The sequence below is a fragment of the Croceibacterium selenioxidans genome (assembly GCF_018599195.1).
In the GTDB taxonomy this organism is placed as follows: Bacteria; Pseudomonadota; Alphaproteobacteria; order Sphingomonadales; family Sphingomonadaceae; genus Croceibacterium_A; species Croceibacterium_A selenioxidans.
Window position 1 is genome coordinate 1,669,496 of sequence record NZ_JAHFVK010000001.1, and the last position, 17,477, is coordinate 1,686,972.

At 64.4% G+C, this 17,477-nt stretch carries 23 protein-coding genes; 17 read left to right on the plus strand and 6 right to left on the minus strand.

The genetic code is table 11. From position 1 onward, the window contains the following. Positions 1-199 precede the first annotated feature (199 nt). Both KK137_RS08165 and KK137_RS08170 read left to right on the plus strand, forming a co-directional pair. Positions 200-1,867, plus strand: a complete 1,668-nt coding sequence (locus KK137_RS08165) for a formate--tetrahydrofolate ligase (protein ID WP_214535633.1) — start codon at positions 200-202, stop codon at positions 1,865-1,867. Between the two features lie 119 nt (positions 1,868-1,986). After that, positions 1,987-2,397 carry a four-helix bundle copper-binding protein gene (locus KK137_RS08170; RefSeq protein WP_214535634.1) on the plus strand — a complete coding sequence of 137 codons (411 nt, stop codon included), beginning with the start codon at positions 1,987-1,989 and terminating at the stop codon, positions 2,395-2,397. A 14-nt stretch (positions 2,398-2,411) separates the two neighbouring features. Here the strand turns inward: KK137_RS08170 and def are convergent, their stop codons facing one another. The 3 genes from def to recR form a co-directional block, all read right to left on the minus strand. Then, positions 2,412-2,981, minus strand: coding sequence for a peptide deformylase (gene def / locus KK137_RS08175; RefSeq protein WP_214535635.1), 570 nt, complete (start codon positions 2,979-2,981; stop codon positions 2,412-2,414). A 63-nt stretch (positions 2,982-3,044) separates the two neighbouring features. Further along, entirely contained in the window at positions 3,045-3,290 is a 246-nt protein-coding gene (locus tag KK137_RS08180) for a hypothetical protein (RefSeq protein ID WP_214535636.1), read from the minus strand. Continuing rightward, on the minus strand, positions 3,287-3,883 hold the full coding sequence (gene recR / locus KK137_RS08185; RefSeq protein ID WP_214535637.1) for a recombination mediator RecR: 597 nt from the start codon (positions 3,881-3,883) through the stop codon (positions 3,287-3,289). The genes KK137_RS08180 and recR overlap by 4 nt, the downstream gene beginning before the upstream one ends. 44 nt (positions 3,884-3,927) lie before the next feature. Here recR and fmt point away from each other — a divergent pair, with 44 nt between their 5' ends. Next, positions 3,928-4,833: a methionyl-tRNA formyltransferase gene (gene fmt / locus KK137_RS08190; RefSeq protein WP_214535638.1), complete on the plus strand. Its 906-nt coding sequence runs from the start codon at positions 3,928-3,930 to the stop codon at positions 4,831-4,833. Continuing rightward, on the plus strand, positions 4,830-5,576 hold the full coding sequence (gene truA / locus KK137_RS08195; protein WP_214535639.1) for a tRNA pseudouridine(38-40) synthase TruA: 747 nt from the start codon (positions 4,830-4,832) through the stop codon (positions 5,574-5,576). Before fmt ends, truA begins: the two co-directional genes overlap by 4 nt. A 27-nt stretch (positions 5,577-5,603) precedes the next feature. Here truA and KK137_RS08200 read toward each other — a convergent pair whose 3' ends face one another. Together KK137_RS08200 and cobS are read right to left on the minus strand one after the other, a co-directional pair. Then, complete coding sequence (locus tag KK137_RS08200) at positions 5,604-7,757, minus strand: transglycosylase domain-containing protein (protein ID WP_250893624.1); 2,154 nt, start codon at positions 7,755-7,757, stop codon at positions 5,604-5,606. A 43-nt stretch (positions 7,758-7,800) separates the two neighbouring features. Further along, positions 7,801-8,784: a cobaltochelatase subunit CobS gene (cobS, locus tag KK137_RS08205; protein ID WP_214535640.1), complete on the minus strand. Its 984-nt coding sequence runs from the start codon at positions 8,782-8,784 to the stop codon at positions 7,801-7,803. Between the two features lie 80 nt (positions 8,785-8,864). Between cobS and KK137_RS08210 the strand changes: the two genes are divergently transcribed. Continuing rightward, positions 8,865-9,506, plus strand: a complete 642-nt coding sequence (locus KK137_RS08210; RefSeq protein ID WP_214535641.1) for a glutathione S-transferase family protein — start codon at positions 8,865-8,867, stop codon at positions 9,504-9,506. Here the strand turns inward: KK137_RS08210 and KK137_RS08215 are convergent. Further along, a complete protein-coding gene (locus KK137_RS08215; protein WP_250893625.1) occupies positions 9,503-10,186 on the minus strand; it encodes a winged helix-turn-helix transcriptional regulator in 684 nt (227 codons plus the stop codon). The two genes, KK137_RS08210 and KK137_RS08215, sit on opposite strands and share 4 nt — an antisense overlap. Before the next feature lie 80 nt (positions 10,187-10,266). Here KK137_RS08215 and KK137_RS08220 point away from each other — a divergent pair, with 80 nt between their 5' ends. The 12 genes from KK137_RS08220 to KK137_RS08275 are packed head-to-tail and all read left to right on the plus strand — an operon-like array spanning position 10,267 to position 17,442. Next, positions 10,267-10,992 carry a DUF899 family protein gene (locus KK137_RS08220; RefSeq protein ID WP_214535642.1) on the plus strand — a complete coding sequence of 242 codons (726 nt, stop codon included), beginning with the start codon at positions 10,267-10,269 and terminating at the stop codon, positions 10,990-10,992. 24 nt (positions 10,993-11,016) lie between these two features. After that, positions 11,017-11,436: a VOC family protein gene (locus KK137_RS08225; protein WP_214535643.1), complete on the plus strand. Its 420-nt coding sequence runs from the start codon at positions 11,017-11,019 to the stop codon at positions 11,434-11,436. A 27-nt stretch (positions 11,437-11,463) separates the two neighbouring features. Next, complete coding sequence (locus KK137_RS08230; protein ID WP_214535644.1) at positions 11,464-11,886, plus strand: DoxX family protein; 423 nt, start codon at positions 11,464-11,466, stop codon at positions 11,884-11,886. 3 nt (positions 11,887-11,889) lie between these two features. Next, on the plus strand, positions 11,890-12,552 hold the full coding sequence (locus KK137_RS08235; RefSeq protein WP_214535645.1) for a glutathione S-transferase family protein: 663 nt from the start codon (positions 11,890-11,892) through the stop codon (positions 12,550-12,552). Positions 12,553-12,572: 20 nt separating this feature from the next. Next, entirely contained in the window at positions 12,573-12,929 is a 357-nt protein-coding gene (locus KK137_RS08240) for a DUF1428 domain-containing protein (RefSeq protein WP_214535646.1), read from the plus strand. A gap of 2 nt (positions 12,930-12,931) precedes the next feature. Further along, the gene (locus tag KK137_RS08245) at positions 12,932-13,723 is read left to right on the plus strand and encodes a VOC family protein (RefSeq protein ID WP_338028009.1); all 792 of its coding nucleotides are present in this window, start codon (positions 12,932-12,934) and stop codon (positions 13,721-13,723) included. A 2-nt stretch (positions 13,724-13,725) separates the two neighbouring features. Next, complete coding sequence (locus KK137_RS08250; protein ID WP_214535647.1) at positions 13,726-14,223, plus strand: VOC family protein; 498 nt, start codon at positions 13,726-13,728, stop codon at positions 14,221-14,223. A gap of 4 nt (positions 14,224-14,227) precedes the next feature. Next, positions 14,228-14,893, plus strand: a complete 666-nt coding sequence (locus KK137_RS08255) for a dihydrofolate reductase family protein (protein WP_214535648.1) — start codon at positions 14,228-14,230, stop codon at positions 14,891-14,893. Continuing rightward, entirely contained in the window at positions 14,893-15,543 is a 651-nt protein-coding gene (locus tag KK137_RS08260; RefSeq protein WP_250893626.1) for a glutathione S-transferase family protein, read from the plus strand. Before KK137_RS08255 ends, KK137_RS08260 begins: the two co-directional genes overlap by 1 nt. A 20-nt stretch (positions 15,544-15,563) precedes the next feature. Continuing rightward, positions 15,564-16,013, plus strand: a complete 450-nt coding sequence (locus KK137_RS08265; protein WP_214535650.1) for an SRPBCC family protein — start codon at positions 15,564-15,566, stop codon at positions 16,011-16,013. Positions 16,014-16,066: 53 nt separating this feature from the next. Further along, a complete protein-coding gene (locus tag KK137_RS08270) occupies positions 16,067-16,705 on the plus strand; it encodes a glutathione S-transferase family protein (RefSeq protein WP_214535651.1) in 639 nt (212 codons plus the stop codon). A gap of 2 nt (positions 16,706-16,707) precedes the next feature. Beyond that, entirely contained in the window at positions 16,708-17,442 is a 735-nt protein-coding gene (locus tag KK137_RS08275; protein WP_214535652.1) for a DUF899 family protein, read from the plus strand. The last annotated feature ends 35 nt before the right edge of the window (positions 17,443-17,477 follow it).

Here is a 17,477-nt window from a genome sequence, read left to right on the forward strand (position 1 = left end):
TCCAACATTGCAAGGCTGCGGCCCGCTCGATCCCCCGATCATCACGCACCGCCGCAAGATTCGCGCTTGAGCATCACGCCCGTAAGATTGTATGGGCCACATACAAATTCGTGATTGCGAAAATTTCGTGATTGCGAAAATTCGCGACCCATTAACGCCCGCATCACCTGGCGGGCCAGAAACCGGAAGAGGACGCCTGATGGCCACCGATATCGAGATCGCCCGCGCAGCCAAGATGAAGCCGATTACTGAAATCGGCGCCCGCCTGGGCATCCCCGATGAATCGCTTGAGCCCTATGGCCGCTTCAAGGCCAAGATCGCCATGGACTGGATCAACCAGCAGGCGGACAAGGAAGACGGCAAGCTGATCCTCGTCACCGCCATCAACCCGACTCCGGCGGGCGAAGGCAAGACCACCACCTCGGTCGGCCTCAACGATGGTCTCAACCGCATCGGCAAGAACTCGATCGTCTGCCTGCGCGAACCGAGCCTCGGCCCGTGCTTCGGCGTCAAGGGCGGCGCGGCTGGCGGCGGCTATGCCCAGGTCGTGCCGATGGAGGACATCAACCTCCATTTCACCGGCGACTTCCACGCGATCACCAGCGCGCACAACCTGCTCAGCGCGATGATCGACAACCACATCTACTGGGGTAACGCGCTCGAGATCGACACCCGCCGCATCACCTGGCGCCGCGTGCTCGACATGAACGACCGCGCCCTGCGCCAGATCGTTAACTCGTTGGGCGGCGTTTCGAACGGCTACCCGCGTGAGACCGGCTTCGACATCACCGTCGCCTCGGAAATCATGGCGATCCTGTGCCTCGCCACCTCGATCGAGGACCTGGAGGAGTCGATCGGCAACATCATCATCGGCTACCGCCGCGACAAGACCGCCGTGCGCGCTCGCGACATCAACGCCCATGGCGCGATGACCGTGCTGCTCAAGAGCGCGATCCAGCCGAACCTGGTGCAGACGCTGGAGAACAACCCGGCGTTCATCCACGGCGGCCCGTTCGCCAACATCGCCCACGGCTGCAACTCGGTGACCGCGACCAAGACCGCGCTCAAGCTCGCCGACTATGTCGTGACCGAAGCCGGTTTCGGCGCTGACCTGGGTGCGGAGAAGTTCTTCGACATCAAGTGCCGCAAGGCGGACCTCAAGCCGTCGGCAGCCGTGATCGTCGCCACCGTGCGCGCGCTCAAGATGAACGGCGGCGTCGCCAAGGCCGACCTCGGCAAGGAAGACGTCGAAGCGGTGAAGAAGGGCGTCGTGAACCTGCTGCGCCACATCGAGAACGTGAAGCAGTTCGGTGTGCCGGCAGTCGTCGCGATCAACAACTTCATCACCGACACCGAGGCCGAAGTGCAGGCGATCAAGGAAGCGGTCGCCGCAGTTGGCAGCGAAGCCTTCGTCTGCACCCACTGGGCCAACGGCAGCGCCGGCACCGAAGAGCTGGCCAAGCGAGTTGTCGAGATCGCCGAGAGCGGCCAGTCGCAGTTCGCCCCGCTCTACCCGTCTGACATGCCGCTGTTCGAGAAGATCAACACGATCGCCACGCGCATCTACCGCGCGGACGAAGCGATCGCCGACTCCTCGGTCCGCAACCAGCTGCACCAGTGGGAAAAGGACGGCTTCGGTCACCTGCCGATCTGCATGGCCAAGACCCAGTACAGCTTCACCACCGACCCGACCAAGCTCGGCGCGCCGAGCCACCACACGGTGCCGGTGCGCGAAGTGCGCTTGGCGGCGGGCGCCGGCTTCATCGTCGCCATCTGCGGCGACATCATGACCATGCCCGGCCTGCCCAAGGTCCCGAGCGCAGAACACATCCGGCTCGAGAACGGCCAGATCGAGGGTCTGTTCTAAGAGCCGATTCACTCGGTGTGAAATCGAAGGGCCGCTCCCCAAGGGGCGGCCCTTTTCGTAAATCAATTCCGGAACGCCCCGCCCTGTCGTTCGCTCCCTTCACGGGAAAGGAGCTAACGATGTCGATCGAAAAGATGATTGCCGAGCACCCGGAGGTCGGCGGCGAAGACAATCCTTCTCTGGGAATGGCGGTCAGGCACGCGATGCACTGCGCGGCGATCTGCAATTCCTGCGCCGATGCCTGCTCGGCCGAGGACATGGACATGCGCCGATGCATCCGCTTGTGCATGGATTGCTCGGACGTCTGTACCGCGACTTACCGCGTGGCCAGCCGCCGGACCGACCATAACCGTCAGCTCATCCGCACCATGCTGGCCGCCTGCATCGAAGCTTGCGACATCTGCCGGGCGGAATGCGAGACGCATGACCATGCGCACTGTCACCGTTGCGCAGCCATGTGCAGTGAATGTTCGGTCGACTGCCGGGAAGCGTTGATCATGCTCAACCAGGAAGTTCACGCGGAGGCCTGAACCTCCCAGCGGCGTCAGGCCGCCTTGCGCAACTTCTCAAGCTTCTTGAGCGCCATGTTACGCTTGAGCCGGCTCAGGTGGTCGATGAACAGAATGCCCTCGAGATGGTCCATCTCATGCTGGATGCACGTGGCCATCAGGCCGTCCATTTCTTCCTCGTGCACCTGGCCTTCGAGGTCCTGCCAGCGGACCCGGCACGTCTTCGGGCGCTCGACATCGGCGTAGATGTCGGGGACCGAAAGGCAGCCTTCCTGGTAGACGTTCAACTCGTCCGCCGGGTCGAGAATCTCCGGGTTGATGAATATCCGCGGCTCTTTCTTGAGCGGCTGGTGCGTGTGGTGATGCCCGCCATGCGCGGTGCATTCCTCGGGCTCGGCATCCGGGTCTTCGGGCTGGAGGTCGATCACCAGCACGCGCAGCGGCACGCCGACCTGGATTGCCGCCAGGCCGATGCCGTTGGCGTCATACATCGTCTCGAACATGTCCTCGACGAGCACCTTGAGCTCGTCGTCGAACTTCTCGACGGGGGTCGACACGGTTTTCAGCCGGGAGTCCGGCACTTCGAGGATTTCGCGGATAGCCATGGCGCGCAAATAAGCATTTTCGCCCCGAACGACAAGTGAACGCCTGCGCGCAAAGTCACAACCTTACGGCCGGTCCGCCGGGCGGTTAAGGAACATACAAGCGGCGGCCAGCAAGCTGACCGGAATCGCGATCGGCAGCCACCACCTGAAGAACTGCCAGTAGAGTTGCGCCGTGGGACGGCCCGTCGCGGGGTCGACGTATATCTGCAGCGGATTGCGCTCGGCTAGGTCAAGGGACATCCACAGCGATGGAAGCGCCGAGGCGACCATGGCGATGAGCCAGCCCCCGACGATCCAGTTGCGTTTCATCCCACCGGCCTCCGCGCCCGCAATGCCTGGGCCAGGGTGCCTTCGTCGAGATAGTCGAGTTCACCGCCGACGGGCAGACCGTGGGCGAGCTGGGTAATACGTACCGGATAGGCCTCAAGCCGATCAGCTATGTAATGTGCGGTGGTCTGGCCTTCGAGGGTGGCGTTCATGGCGAGCACGACCTCGTCGATCCCGCCCGCGGCCACGCGTTCGATCAGTTTTCCGATCGAAAGATCCTCCGGCCGCACGCCGTCGAGCGCGGAGAGCCGGCCGCCCAGGACATGGTAATGGCCCGTGAACAGCCGCGCTCGGTCGAGCGCCCAGAGGTCCGCGACATCTTCCACCACGCAAAGCTGGCGGGAATCACGGCGCGGGTCCGCGCAGATGCCACACGGGTCCTGCGTGTCGACGTTGCCGCAGGTGCGGCATTCGACCAGCGAGACCCGCACGTTCTCCAGAGCATCCAATAACTGGACCAGCGCCGTCTCGCGCCGCTTGATCAGCCACAGCACCGCCCGCCGGGCCGAACGCGGGCCAAGGCCGGGCAGGCGGGCCAATGCGCCCGCGAGCGCCTCGATCTCTTGCGATGCCATGGAGCGGGAGATAGGGCCAAGCCGGGCGAAGAGGAAGGGACCCTATGCGCATAGTCTTCATGGGCACCCCGGCCTTTTCGGTGCCGACGCTTACCGCGCTGCACGAGGCCGGGCACGAGATCTTGGCCACCTACACCCAGCCGCCCCGCCCCGCGGGACGCGGCAAGCAGCTGCAGCCCTCTCCGGTCCAACAGGCCGCCGACGCCCTCGGCATCGAGGTGCGCCATCCTCTCACGTTGCGCGACATGGAAGCGCAGGCAGACTTTCTCGCGCTGGAGCCGGAGATCGCCGTGGTTGTCGCCTACGGCCTCATCCTTCCTCAGCCGATCCTTCAAGGGCCGGTGCGGGGCTGTCTCAATGTGCACGCCTCGCTCCTGCCCAGGTGGCGGGGCGCGGCGCCGATCCAGCGCTCGATCCTTGCCGGAGATCACGTGACGGGCGTCACCATCATGCAGATGGAGCAAGGGCTGGATACCGGCCCGATGCTCGCGACAGCCCGGGTCCCCGTGGAGGACAAGACCAGCGGCGAGCTGTTCGAGGAACTGGCCGAGATCGGCGCGAGGCTGATGGTCGATACCCTCGCGCAGCTCGACCAGCTTCGGCCCGAGCCGCAGCCAACCCTCGGGGCGACGTACGCCGCCAAGATCGACAAATCCGAAACCCGGATCGACTGGCGTAAGTCCGCCGAGTTGCTTGAGCGCGAGGTGCGCGCCTTCGCGCCTTTTCCCGGCTCATGGCTCGAGCTTGATGGCGAGCGCATCAAGGTGCTTCGTGCGCGGGTCGTCGGAGTGAATGGAGCGCCGGGGACGGTGCTGGATGAAGAGTTTACGGTCGCTTGCGGCGATGCGGCGATGCGGGCCGTGACGGTCCAGCGTGCCGGCAAGCCCGCGATGAGCGCGACGGACTTCCTGCGTGGCAAGCAGGTACCGGTGGGAACTGTCCTGAGGTGACGCGGTTCGCCCTCACCCTCGAATTCGACGGAGGCCCGTTCATGGGCCTGCAGCGGCAGGACCACGGCCCTTCCATCCAGGCCGAGGTCGAACGCGCCGTGCGCGAAGTGACCGGGGAAACGGTGACGATGCATAGCGCCGGACGTACCGACAGCGGGGTCCATGCACTCGGTATGGTGAGCCACGTAGACATCGAGAAGGACATCGCTCCGTTCCGCCTGATGGAGGCGCTCAACGCTCGCCTCCGGCCGCAGCCTATTGCCGTGCTGGCGTGCGAACCCAAGGCGGGGGACTGGCACGCGCGCTTCTCCTGCCTGGGCCGCAGCTACCTCTATCGCATCCGCAATCGCCGCGCTCCGCTGACGCTCGACCGTGGGCGGGCGTGGCACGTGACGCGTCCGCTTGACGCCGAGGCCATGCACCGCGCGGCGCAAGTCTTGGTGGGGCGGCATGACTTCACAACCTTCCGCTCGGTTCATTGCCAGGCGAACGATCCGGTGAAGACTCTCGACCGACTGGACGTGCGGCGCGAGGGCGACCTGATCAGCATCGAGGCCGAAGCGCGCAGCTTCCTGCATCATCAGGTCCGCTCGATGGTGGGCACTCTAGGACTTGTTGGCCTTGGGCAGTGGAGCGTCGAGCAGGTGGCCGATGCTCTCGCGGCCCGCGACCGCGCAGCGTTGGGGCTGAACGCGCCGGCTCAGGGATTGTATTTCGTCGCGGCGAAGTATCCTGACATCTGATCCACCCCGAGCTTGTCTCGGAGAGGATCAGGGTGTCGCTGTCGGTGTCGCCTGAGCTACCGGCCGCTCGCGATTGCGCGGGTCGGCGTTAATCCGAACCCCCTGCTCGTCGATGCGCAGGTCGACTGGCACGCCCTGGATATCGCCGGAGATCACCGCACCGCCGTTCTGAACCCCGATCGTCGCGTTGCCATCGCCAAGCGGGATAGTGCCGAGGTCGGGCAAGTCGAGCTGCTGCACCGGCCCGCTCGGATCGGGCGTCGGCGTCGGACGCGGGCGTTGCGGGGCCGCGCGCTCACCAAGCGCCTGCTGCATGAAGTCCTTCCAGATTTGCGCCGGAAGCCCGCCACCATAGACCCCGTTGAGCGGGGTGTTGTCGTCGTTGCCAATCCACACTCCGACCACCAGGTCCCCGGCATAGCCGACGAACAGCGCGTCACGATTGTCCTGGCTGGTCCCGGTCTTGCCGAAGTTGGGGCCGTTGAGCGTTGCTGCCCGCCCGGTGCCCCGGTTGACCGCTTGGCGCAGCATGGCCTCCATGTCCGCGTGTTCGCTTTCCGACAGGCTTGAGCGGCCGTCGAACCAGGTCTCCAGCCAGCCCGGTTCCTCGGCCTTGATCGCGGTCGGTTTCACTGGAAAGTCATTGGCGGCAATTCCGGCATAGGCGGCGGTCAGCTCCATCAGTGTCATGGTAGACGTGCCGAGAGCCAGGCTGGGGTCGCCGCTGGCTAGCGGAGAGGTGACGCCAAGTTCGCGAGCCGCATCGATCACCGCCTTGTCGCCGACCTCGCCCCACAGGCGAACGGCCGCGACATTGCTCGACTGCGCGAAAGCATCGGCCAGCGTGATGGTTTCCGAATAGCGCCCGCCGGCATTGCGCGGGCGATAGGACCCCTGCTCGATCGGTTGGTTGGATATCCTGTCGTCCGGCTCCCAGCCCTCCTCGAGCGCGGCGAGCCAGACGAAGGTCTTGAAGGTCGAGCCTGGCTGGCGCCGAGCCTGCGTCGCGCGATTGAACGGCGACTTGGCGTAGTCTGTCCCGCCGATCATCGCCACGACCTCACCATTGGTGCGCATCGCCACCAGCGCGACCTGGGCATCGCCGAGCGGAGCGCGTTCGATGGCCCGGCGGGCCGCCGCCTGCAAGCGGGAGTCGAGCGTCGTCCTGACCGTTTGACTGGAGTAGCTCACGCCTGAATGGAGGCGCGCCTCGGGCAAGGCCCAGTCGGCGAAATAAGTTCCCGTCGGGAGGTCGTTCTTGGTTCGTACGTCGACTCGGGGGGTCGGCAGCGCATTGGCCTGCGCCTGGGTCAGGTAGCCCGCCTCGACCATGGCCCGCATCACCATCCGCATGCGTTTTTCGGCGAGTTTCGGGTTGTCGGTCGGCGCCAGGCGCGAAGGAGCCTGCAACAGCCCGGCGAGCATCGCCGCCTGCTCCGGCTTGAGGTTCTCGGGCTTGCGGTAAAAATAATGCATCGAGGCGGCGCGCAGACCGTAAACGTTGTCGCCGAAATAGGCGTTGGAGAGGTAGCGCTCGAGAATCTCGTCCTTCGACAACCACGCCTCGAGCCAGAATGCGATCAGCGCCTCGCGCGCCTTGCGGGTCAGGTTCTGTTCGGGCGTGAGGAAAGTGAACTTGGCGAGCTGCTGGGTAATCGTGCTGCCGCCTTGCGTGCGCCCTGTCGTGATGTTCGACCAAAGCGCCCGGGCGACGCCGCGCGGGTCGACGCCCCAATGACTGTAGAAGCGCCGGTCCTCGATGGCGATGAACGGCTGGATCACATGGGGCGGCAACTCACTTACCTGGACCGGCTGGTCGACGATGGCGCCGTTGCGCGCGATCGGTGTCCCGTCGGCAGCGAGCAGCGTCAGTTGCGGCGGAGCAATCGGCTGGAGCGACTTTGAGAGCGGAGCGGTGATCGCCAGCCAGGCGAGCAGCAGCAGGAACACGGCCAGGCAGACGAGCAGGCCACGCTTGATCCACCACCATCGGGTCCGTGGCTTAGATTTGGGCGCAAGTTGCTCGTCGAGCCATTCGCGCGCATCGCGGGCATCAGGCTCGTCGTAATCGGGACCGTAGGAGATGTACTCCGCCTGCGAGCGCGCGGGCTCGGCCCGGCGCGACCATGGCCAGATTCCCGCCCGACGTTCCTTGACCGATCCCCGCGACAGCATGTCCATCGCCTACTGTGTTACAGGATTAACACAGGATTGACGAGAGGCTTCACGCCTTGCCGACGACGCTTTCGGGTAAATCTACGCCGAATACGCGCTGGTAATATTCCGCCACCAGCATCCGTTCCGCCTCATCACACTTGTTGAGGAAGGTGAGGCGGAAGGCGAAGCCGGGGTCCTTGAATATCTCGGTGTTCTGCGCCCAGGTGATGACTGTACGCGGACTCATCACCGTGGAGATGTCGCCACCGATGAAACCCTGGCGCGTCAGGTCTGCCACACGGATCATATCGGCCACGAGCTTCGGATCGAGCGAGGTCTTGGCCGAGACAATCTCCCGCTCGGTCTCAGCCGGCAGATAGTTGAGGCCGACAACGACGTTCCAGCGGTCCATCTGACCCTGGTTGATCGCCTGGGTACCGTGGTAGAGCCCGCTGGTATCGCCGAGGCCGACCGTGTTGGCGGTCGAGAACAGGCGGAAATAGGGGTTGGGGCGGATCACGCGGTTCTGGTCGAGCAGCGTGAGCTTGCCCTCGGTCTCCAGCACGCGCTGGATGACGAACATCACGTCCGGGCGGCCGGCGTCGTACTCGTCGAACACCAGGGCCACCGGGTGCTGCAGGGCCCAGGGCAGCAGGCCCTCGCGGAATTCAGTCACCTGGAGGCCGTCACGCAGCACGATCGCGTCGCGACCGATCAGGTCGATGCGGCTGATGTGCGCGTCGAGGTTGATGCGGATGCAGGGCCAGTTGAGGCGCGCCGCCACCTGTTCGATATGCGTCGACTTGCCTGTGCCGTGATAGCCCTGGACCATCACGCGGCGGTTGAAGGCAAATCCGGCCAGAATCGCGAGCGTGGTGTCCGGATCGAACACGTAAGTCTCGTCGATATCAGGCACGCGCTCGTCGGCCTTGGAGAAGGCCGGGACCTTCATGTCGATATCAATGCCGAAGGTCTCGCGCACGTCGATCTCGAGATCGGGCGCAGCCATGGCGGTTCCGGAGTTGGCGTGGCTGGTAGTCATTTCGTTCATCGCGCCGGGATGCGTAGACGTACGCACTTGTGCCTGCAACACGCAAAGCCCATCAAGCGGCCACTTGAAGGAGGGTATCCATGAAGATCTACGGTTTTCCGCTGTCGCCGTTCGTACGCAAGGTGGTTGTCGCCGTTAAGGAGAAGGGCCTCGACGCCGAACTGGTGCCCAGCAATCCCGGCCAGCCGGACCCGGAGTTTTCGGCGGTAAGCCCATTCCACAAGATCCCCGCCTTCCGCGACGGTGATTTCACGATGGCCGACTCGACCGCGATCGTGACTTACCTCGAAGCCAAATACCCCCAGCCCGCCCTGCTCCCTGCTTCGCCCGAGGCGCGTTCCAGGGCGATCTGGTTCGAGGAAGTGGCCGACACCGTGCTGACCCCGGCCGGTGCCCCGATCGTGCTCAACAGGTTCCTGCGTCCGCAGATTTTCGGCACGGAGGGTGACGAGGCCGCCGCTCTGGCGGCCGACGAAGCGATCAAGAAGCCCCTCGTCTATCTCGAGGACGCGGTGTCGGGCGAATGGCTCGACGGAGCTTTCTCGGTCGGTGACATTGCTGTTGCTTCGGTCATCCGCACGCTCAGCTATACCGGGTTCGAGCTTGACGCATCCGCCTACCCGCAACTCGCCGCCTGGTTCGAACGCGTACAGCAACGCGCAGGCTGGAAAGCCGCCGTGGAGATCGAAAAGGAAGTCTTCGCCGCGGCGATGGGCCGCTAATCCACCTTATCCGGCAGACTGAACACGGAACAGAACCGGCGGGCGGCTTCGCGGTCACCTTCGACCTTGAGGCCGCCTTCCGCTTCGATCGCTTCGAGAGTCTGCTTGCCGTAGATGACGCGCAGGATCGGCAACGGCGCTGACGCGCGGATCACCGCGTCTGCCCCATCCAGCTCTCCGCGACGAACGGGCAATTGCTGATCATGAAGGTGGGCGAGGAACGTCTCCCCTCCGATATCGAAGCCGACTTTGGCCTCCACCCCTTCCGCCGCCTCTGCCACCAGCATGGTACGCATCGACAGCATCAGGCTGACCGGCGAAAGCGGCAGTTGCGGATTGTGCTCGCGCGAGCGCGCTGCCCAGCGCCCCAGTTCCTGAATGGCGGGCTCCGCAAGATAGCCCCACTCCGTCAGTTCATAGACTTGCGTCGCGGCCGGCGGAGGCAACTTCCGGCGCGTCAACACGCCTGCCTCCTCAAGTCCGGTCAGTCGTTCGGTAAGCACTTTGGCGGAAATTCCGGGCAGGCTGGCGCGCAAGTCGGAAAACCGTCTACCGCCAAGCATAAGTTCCCTGACGATCAGCATCGACCACCGCTCGCCGACCAGTTCCATCGCAAAGGCCGTGCCGCAGGCGTCCTGGTACCATTTGCCATGCGACTCGGTTTCTTTTTGTAACTTCATAGTTGCTTTTAGTAACTCAATGGGTCACGAATAACAAGTGCCGATTCGCGGCACCAACGAAGCGGGACAGGAGCTGCATAATGAGCGACACCGCAATACTGCCGTCCAGGGACACGCTGAAACCGGCGCTTGAGCTGGCCGAAGCGAGCACGACGAGGTGGCAAGGCGAGAGCGCCGACTACCGGCAAGCCCGCACCGCGCTACTGAGCGAGGAAATCGCCCTTCGCCGCCAGATCCAGCGAGTGGCCGAGCAGCGTCGGGCCCTTCCTCCGGGCCCAACGGCGAAGGATTACCGCTTCCTGGACGAACAGGGCAACGAGGTCGGCCTGGCCGATTTGTTCGGCGCGCACGACACCTTGTTCACCTACTTGTGGATGTACGGACCCGAGCGGACGCGGCCCTGCCCGATGTGCACGTCGTTCGTAGGCTCGTTGGACGTACCCGCCCCTGACATCGAGCAACGGCTGGCGCTCGCCATCATCGGTCGCTCGCCGGTCGCCCGCCAGTTGGCTTTCGCGCGTGAGCGGGGATGGAGCAACCTCAAGTTCTATCAGTCGGTCGACGACGATTTCGTGCGCGATACCCACTGGGTAGTCGATGGCAACGAAGGCGCCGGCGTGCTCGTCTGGACTCGCGAGGGTCCGGAAGTGCGTTTGTTCTGGGCAGCCGAAGGCGGTTCCGAAACGGCCGACCCCGGATTCGACCCCCATCTAGCGCCTGACCCGACGCCGCTTTGGAACATCCTCGACTGGACGCCCCAAGGGCGCGGCAAGGACTGGTACCCGAAGCTCACTTACTCGAACTGAATCTCCGCATAAGAAGGATCAACCATGGCCAAGATGATTTTCGTGAACCTTCCGGTGACGGATCTGCCCGCCTCGATGCGCTTTTACGAGGCTATCGGATTCACCAACAATCCGCAGTTCACCAACGACCAGGCCGCGGCCATGATGTGGTCGGACACGATTGTCGCCATGCTGCTGCGGCATGACTTCTGGAAGACCTTCACTTCCAAGCAGATTCCAGACGCCCACCAGTCGGCCCAAGTGCTGCTGGCCCTGAGCCAGGACAGCAAGGAGGAGGTGGAGGCGATCGTCGCCAAGGCGGTTGCGGCAGGCGGCAAGGCCGATCCCACTCCCAAGCAGGACATGGGCTTCATGTACGGTCGCAGTTTCGAGGATCCCGACGGCCATATCTGGGAAAACGCCTACATGAACATGGCCGAGGTTCCGGAGCACGCAGGGGCCTGAGAGGCCGACGGGGAGAGGAGAACGATAATGGCGAGCCTGGCCCAATCCAAAACGACGGCATCTCCGCAAGTCTGGGCCGGAAGGGTTTTGAGCGGTCTTGCCGCCGCCTTCCTGCTTCTCGACGCCGGATCGAAGCTGGCGGCGCCGGCGATGGTGGCGGCGAACAGTCCGGACATCGGCTGGTCGCTCGACCCAGTGACGATACGGACCCTCGGCCTCCTGCTGTTCGTTCCCACGTTGCTGTATATCTGGCCTCGCACGGCGGTCCTGGGAGCGATCCTGATCACCGGCTACCTCGGCGGAGCGATCGCCACGCACATGCGTATCGGCAGCCCGCCGCTCACTCACACGCTGTTCGGCGTGTATCTCGCGCTCATGGTCTGGGGCGGTCTTTGGCTGCGCAGCCCCGCGCTTCGAGCCATCCTCCCCATCCGCATTCGAGAGGAGTGAACCATGACCCCATCCGCCCCCCGCCCCCTAGTGACCGCCTTCGAGTGGGTTCCACCTTTTGCTCGCGGTCTCGTGCGCGACTTGCGCGTCCGCTGGGCGCTGGAGGAGATCGGCGAACCTTACGACACAGAGCTGCTCAATGCCGGCAGCCCGCGTCCGGAGGCCTACCTCTCCCGCCAGCCGTTCGACCAGGTACCGGCGTTTCGTGAAGGTGATCTCGACATCTTCGAAACCGGGGCCATCCTGCTCTACCTCGGTGAGCAGGACGAGCGTCTGCTGCCGAAGGACGGCCAGCCCCGCTGGACTGCCATCTCGTGGCTGTTCTCCGCGCTCAACAGCGTCGAGCCGTTCATCGTCCCGATCACGATTTATGACCTGTTGCACCAGGACAAGGCCTGGATGCCGGAGGCGCGCGAAGCGGCGCTCGCCATCTGCCGAAAGCGTCTCTCGCGCCTGACCGACGCGCTTGCCGGCAAGGACTGGCTCGCGGGCCGGTTCTCGATCGCCGACATCGCGATGATCACAGTGCTCAATAACCTGCGGCATACGGACCTTATCGCGGAATACCCTGCCCTCGCCGCCTACAAGGCTCGTGGCGAGGAGCGTCCGGCCTACAAGCGCGCGCTCGCTGCGCAGATGGCCGACTTCACCGAAGAAGCCGCCTGAATCCCAGAGGAGAGATAGCCATGTACATCAACGGATTCCTCGTGCCGGTCCCCGGCGACAAGAAGGCCGAATACCAGGACGTTGCCGAACGGTTCTGGGACATCGCCAAGGACTATGGTGCGCAAGAGCAGGTCGAAGCCTGGGAAGTCGACGTCAAGGACGGCAAGTGGACCGACTTCCGCCGCGCCGTCGACATACAGGACGGCGAAAAGGTGGTCTTCTCGTGGATGGTCTGGCCCGACAAGGCGACCGCCGACGCCAGCCACGAAAAGATGATGGCCGACGAACGCATGAAGGCATTCGGCGAGGCCATGCCCTTCGACGGCAAGCGCATGATCTTCGGCGGGTTCGATCCCCTCGTCGTAAGGGGACGCTGACCGTGCCCGGCGGACCGATCTGGTACGAGCTCATGACGCCCGACCCCGGCGGCGTGGCTCCGTTCTATCGCGAGGTGCTCGGCTGGGAGATCCCGGCCGAGGGCCACTCCATGCCCAACGGTTCCGAATATCGAGAGATCCGGCGCGGAAGCGGCGGCTATGCCGGTGGCGTCCTGTCGCTGACCTCGACGATGTCGGACAGCGGAATGCAGCCTCATTGGGTGCCCTACTTCCACACCCAGGACGTCGACGCCGCCGTAGCCAAGACGCAAGAACTGGGTGGCCAGGTACACATGCCGGCCACAACGATGGAGGGCGTAGGCCGCATGGCCATGGTCACCGATGCCCAAGGCGCCTCGTTCTACCTCATGGATCCGGTACCCCCGCCGGGTGACCCGAATGCGCAGAGCGATGCGTTCGACGCGCAAAAGCCCGGCCATTGCCGTTGGAACGAGCTCAACACCACCGACGCGGGCGCGGCCAGCGAATTCTACCCCGCCCTGCTCGGGTGGACGCTGGGGATGGCCATGCCGATGGGTCCGTTGGGCGACTATCAGTTCGTCGAGGTAGACGGCGTGGCGATCGGCGCAATCAACCCCGACCTGGGCGGCGAGCGGCCGCACTGGTTGCCGATATTTGGGGTCAAGGAAGTCGAGGCGGCGAAGGCGGCGGTCGAAGCAACCGGCGGCAGGGTGACCCAGGACTTGCAGGAAATCCCCGGCGGAGAGTTCGCCTTCACCGCCACCGACCCCAGCGGCGCGGCCCTCGGGCTCGTCGGCCCAAAAGGAGCATGATCATGAGCAGCAACAAGGCAGTGGTCTGTCTTTGGTACGAGAGCGACGCCGCATCGGCAGCTCGCTTCTATGCCGAGACCTTTCCCAACAGTTCTGTCGGCAAGGTACACGCCTCGCCTTCGGACAATCCCTCCGCCAAGGAAGGCGAGCCGCTGACGGTCGATTTTACCGTGCTCGGCATCCCCTGCCTTGGCCTCAACGGCGGATCGTATTTCAAGCAGAGCGAGGCATTTTCGTTCCAGGTCATCACGGAGGACCAGGAAGAGACCGACCGCTATTGGAACGCGATTGTCGGGAATGGCGGGCAGGAGAGCATGTGCGGCTGGTGCAAGGACAAGTGGGGCGTCTCGTGGCAGATCACCCCGCGCTTCCTTGCCGAAGCTTCGACCGATTCCGACAAGGGTCGGGCCAAGCGAGTCTTCGAAGCGATGATGAAGATGAAAAAAATCGACATCGCCGCACTCAAGGCGGCCGCCGACGCCGCTCCCGCCGAAGCCTGACGCCATGCCGCGCAGGATCATCGGCGCTGCCTTCATCTCGCTCGACGGGGTCATCCAGGCCCCGGGCGGGCCGGGTGAAGACGATCAGGGCAACTTCCCGTACGGCGGCTGGCTGGAGCCGGTCGCCGACGAGGCGATCGGGGAGCAGATCGACAGCCTCTTCGACGCGCCGTTCGATTTGTTACTCGGGCGCCGGACCTATGATATCTTCGCCAGCTACTGGCCATTCCAACCCCCGGACGGTCCGATCGCCTCGCTCTTCGCCAGGGTCGCGAAGTTCGTCCTGACACGTTCGGACGCGCGCCTCGAATGGGAGGGCAGCCACCGCCTGGCGAACATCGACGCGCTCGCCGCCCTGAAGCAGCAGGACGGACCAGACCTGGTGATACAGGGAAGCTCGACGCTCTATCCGCAATTGCTCCAGCGCGGGCTGATCGACAGGCTGGTGCTGATGCTTGCCCCCGTCGCCATAGGCCAGGGGAAGCGACTGTTCGGCGAAGGCACGCCGCCGGGGACCTTCAAGCTCATCGAACAGCGCGTGGGTTCCGGAGGGAATGTGGTGTTGACGTATGAGCCTGTCGGCAAACTGGAAACCGGCACGTTTGCGACGCAAGAGCCGAGCGATCGCGAACTTGAACGCCGCGAGAAGGTGAAGGCAGGGACCTGGTGATGCTCGAACTTTATGGCCACCTCTTCTCCTCCTACACCTGGAAGGCGTTGATCCCGCTTTACGCGAACGGGACCGAGTTCGCGTTCAAGGAGGTTTCGCCCGACCACCCGCGCAACGCGGTGTTCGTGCAACGCGCGCATCCTTCGGGGAAATTCCCGGTGCTGAAGGATGGGGACACCGTGGTCTTCGAAGCGACAGCGATCATCGAATACCTCGCCGTCCGCCACCCTGGTCCCGCACCGCTGATCCCGGCCGACCCGCTTGAAGCCGTGACCACGCGGATGCTCGACCGGGTGTTCGACCATTACGTCATGCACCCCATGCAGCAGGTGGTGTTCGCCCATCTCTCCAATTCGGAGAACCCGGACCAGGCCATGGTCGACAAGGGCAGGCAGGATCTGTTGCGCACTTATCGCTGGCTTGAGAAGTGGCTCGAGGCGAACAGCCTGCCGCCGCACGTTTCGCTGGTTACCTGCGCCGCGGCACCGTCGCTGTTCTATGCCGACTGGGTCGAGCGGATACCCGAGGATTGCTCGCGCCTCGCCGCATTGCGCGCCGAGCTGCTGGCCTTGCCGCCCGTGGCGCGCTGCGTCGACGACGCCCGGCCCTATCGCGCCTTCTTCCCGCTCGGCGCGCCTGACAGAGACTGACATTTGGAGAGAGGACAGACATGAGCGATCCGAAGGAACTCAGCATCACCCGTTTCATCGACGCCCCGCCGGAGAAGGTCTGGGACGTCATGTCGAACCGGATCGAGGAATGGTGGTGCCCAAAGCCGTGGCGCGCCGAATTCGCCAACCTTCAACGTCGCCCGGGCGGCGTCTCCAACTGCACGATGTACGGCCCAGACGGAGAAGTGCATCCGCATGACGGCATGGTGCTGGCTTGGGACGAAGGCAAACGTTTCGCCTTCACCGACGCGATCGTCGGCGACCTCGAGCCTGCCGGCCCGTTCATGATCGGCATCTGGTCGATCGAGCCTGAGGGCGGCGGCACGCGCTACACCGCCAAGGCGCGCCATTGGACCGAGGAGGATTCGAAGCGCCACGCCGACATGGGCTTCGAACCCGGCTGGGGCGCCTGCGCCGACCAGCTCAAGGAATTGTGCGAAGGGGGTTGAACCCTCCATTTGTTCTACTTATGTTCCGCTCCAAATGAGCTTTGGAGGTTGCGATGGCCGAGTACACGTTCTTCTTCAATCCGATGAGCCGAGCGCAGATCGCGCGCTGGGCGCTGCACGAAGCGAAAGCGGACTATGAGCCAGTGCTGGTCGAATGGGACAACAAGCCCCAGGCATTGTTCCGGGCGAACCCGATGGGCAAGCTGCCGACCCTCATCCACCACCACAACGGCCACGACCACGCGGTGAGCGAAGCGGCGGCGGTATGTCACTACCTCGCCGAAATGTCGGCGCCGGAACTGCTGCCCCGCCCTGAGGAGAAGGCCGACTATTTCCGCTGGCTGTTCTTCGCTTCCGGACCGGTCGAGCAGGCCACAACGGCGAAGGCGATGGGTTGGTCGGAAGGCGACAGGCAGCGCATGGTCGGCTTCGGCAGCTTCGATCAGACGATGGACGCGCTCGACGGCTGGCTTTCCACCCATGACTACGTTTGCGGCGACCGCTTCACGATGGCGGACGTCTATGTCGGCAGCCAGGTCATGTGGGGCTTGCGCTTCGGCTCCATGCCAGAGCGCGCGAGCTTCAAGGCCTATTGGGACCGTTGCAGCCAGCGGCCCGCTTACCAGGAAGGCTCGGCCATCGACATGGCGCTGATGGCCGAGATGCAGGGTTCCACCAAGACGGAGGCGTGACGATGCCGGCCAATTTCCCCCGCATGGCGTTCCCCAACGAAAGCCCGGCCTACCGCGAGGCCCGCAACGCCCTGCTCGACGCCGAGATCGCGCTTCGCCGGCAGACCGAGTCCGTGGCCGAGATGCGCCGCAACTTGCCGCCGGGTGGCGAGGTGCCGGAGGACTTCGAGTTCGAGCGCATCGGCGCAAACCATCGGCCGGAGAAAGTGCGGCTCTCGCAGCTGTTCGGGGAATTCCCCTCGATCATGCTCTATAGCTTCATGTTCGGGCCAGAGCGCGACAGCCCGTGCCCCGGCTGCACGCACTTGCTCGACGGGATAGACGGCTCGGCCGAGCACGTGGCGCAACGCGCGCCGTTCTACGTGGTTTCGCGATCACCGATCGCCCGGCTCGAGGCCCTGGCTCATGAGCGCGGCTGGGATCATCTCGTGATGCTGTCGACCGCCGGCAACAGCTACAGCGATCATTACTACGGCAATACGTCCGCTCTCACCCCGGCCATGCGCGAGCACCGCGGCTTCAAGAATGGCGAGAATTGGGACGAGCCGATGCTCAACGTCTTCCGCAAGGACGGCGACACCGTGAGCCACTTCTGGGGCAGCGAACTGGTCTTCGCGCCCGACGAGCCGGGACAGAATCACCGGGCCATGGATTTCGCCGATCCGGTGTGGGGACTGCTCGACACCATCCCGGAAGGCCGCGGGGCGACGTTCTTTCCGAAGCTGTCCTACGCGTAAGGGCACTTATCCCCTCTGCCAGGGAGAGAGGGCCA

Excerpts from the sequence above, each read along its gene's own strand:
- KK137_RS08165 (WP_214535633.1), top strand. The coding sequence starts at position 200 with ATGGCCACCGATATCGAGATCGCCCGCGCAGCCAAGATGAAGCCGATT.
- KK137_RS08170 (WP_214535634.1), top strand. The coding sequence starts at position 1,987 with ATGTCGATCGAAAAGATGATTGCCGAGCACCCGGAGGTCGGCGGCGAA.
- def (WP_214535635.1), bottom strand. The coding sequence starts at position 2,981 with ATGGCTATCCGCGAAATCCTCGAAGTGCCGGACTCCCGGCTGAAAACC.
- KK137_RS08180 (WP_214535636.1), bottom strand. The coding sequence starts at position 3,290 with ATGAAACGCAACTGGATCGTCGGGGGCTGGCTCATCGCCATGGTCGCC.
- recR (WP_214535637.1), bottom strand. The coding sequence starts at position 3,883 with ATGGCATCGCAAGAGATCGAGGCGCTCGCGGGCGCATTGGCCCGCCTG.
- fmt (WP_214535638.1), top strand. The coding sequence starts at position 3,928 with ATGCGCATAGTCTTCATGGGCACCCCGGCCTTTTCGGTGCCGACGCTT.
- KK137_RS08200 (WP_250893624.1), bottom strand. The coding sequence starts at position 7,757 with ATGGACATGCTGTCGCGGGGATCGGTCAAGGAACGTCGGGCGGGAATC.
- cobS (WP_214535640.1), bottom strand. The coding sequence starts at position 8,784 with ATGAACGAAATGACTACCAGCCACGCCAACTCCGGAACCGCCATGGCT.
- KK137_RS08210 (WP_214535641.1), top strand. The coding sequence starts at position 8,865 with ATGAAGATCTACGGTTTTCCGCTGTCGCCGTTCGTACGCAAGGTGGTT.
- KK137_RS08215 (WP_250893625.1), bottom strand. The coding sequence starts at position 10,186 with ATGAAGTTACAAAAAGAAACCGAGTCGCATGGCAAATGGTACCAGGAC.
- KK137_RS08220 (WP_214535642.1), top strand. The coding sequence starts at position 10,267 with ATGAGCGACACCGCAATACTGCCGTCCAGGGACACGCTGAAACCGGCG.
- KK137_RS08225 (WP_214535643.1), top strand. The coding sequence starts at position 11,017 with ATGGCCAAGATGATTTTCGTGAACCTTCCGGTGACGGATCTGCCCGCC.
- KK137_RS08230 (WP_214535644.1), top strand. The coding sequence starts at position 11,464 with ATGGCGAGCCTGGCCCAATCCAAAACGACGGCATCTCCGCAAGTCTGG.
- KK137_RS08235 (WP_214535645.1), top strand. The coding sequence starts at position 11,890 with ATGACCCCATCCGCCCCCCGCCCCCTAGTGACCGCCTTCGAGTGGGTT.
- KK137_RS08240 (WP_214535646.1), top strand. The coding sequence starts at position 12,573 with ATGTACATCAACGGATTCCTCGTGCCGGTCCCCGGCGACAAGAAGGCC.
- KK137_RS08250 (WP_214535647.1), top strand. The coding sequence starts at position 13,726 with ATGAGCAGCAACAAGGCAGTGGTCTGTCTTTGGTACGAGAGCGACGCC.
- KK137_RS08255 (WP_214535648.1), top strand. The coding sequence starts at position 14,228 with ATGCCGCGCAGGATCATCGGCGCTGCCTTCATCTCGCTCGACGGGGTC.
- KK137_RS08260 (WP_250893626.1), top strand. The coding sequence starts at position 14,893 with ATGCTCGAACTTTATGGCCACCTCTTCTCCTCCTACACCTGGAAGGCG.
- KK137_RS08265 (WP_214535650.1), top strand. The coding sequence starts at position 15,564 with ATGAGCGATCCGAAGGAACTCAGCATCACCCGTTTCATCGACGCCCCG.
- KK137_RS08270 (WP_214535651.1), top strand. The coding sequence starts at position 16,067 with ATGGCCGAGTACACGTTCTTCTTCAATCCGATGAGCCGAGCGCAGATC.
- KK137_RS08275 (WP_214535652.1), top strand. The coding sequence starts at position 16,708 with ATGCCGGCCAATTTCCCCCGCATGGCGTTCCCCAACGAAAGCCCGGCC.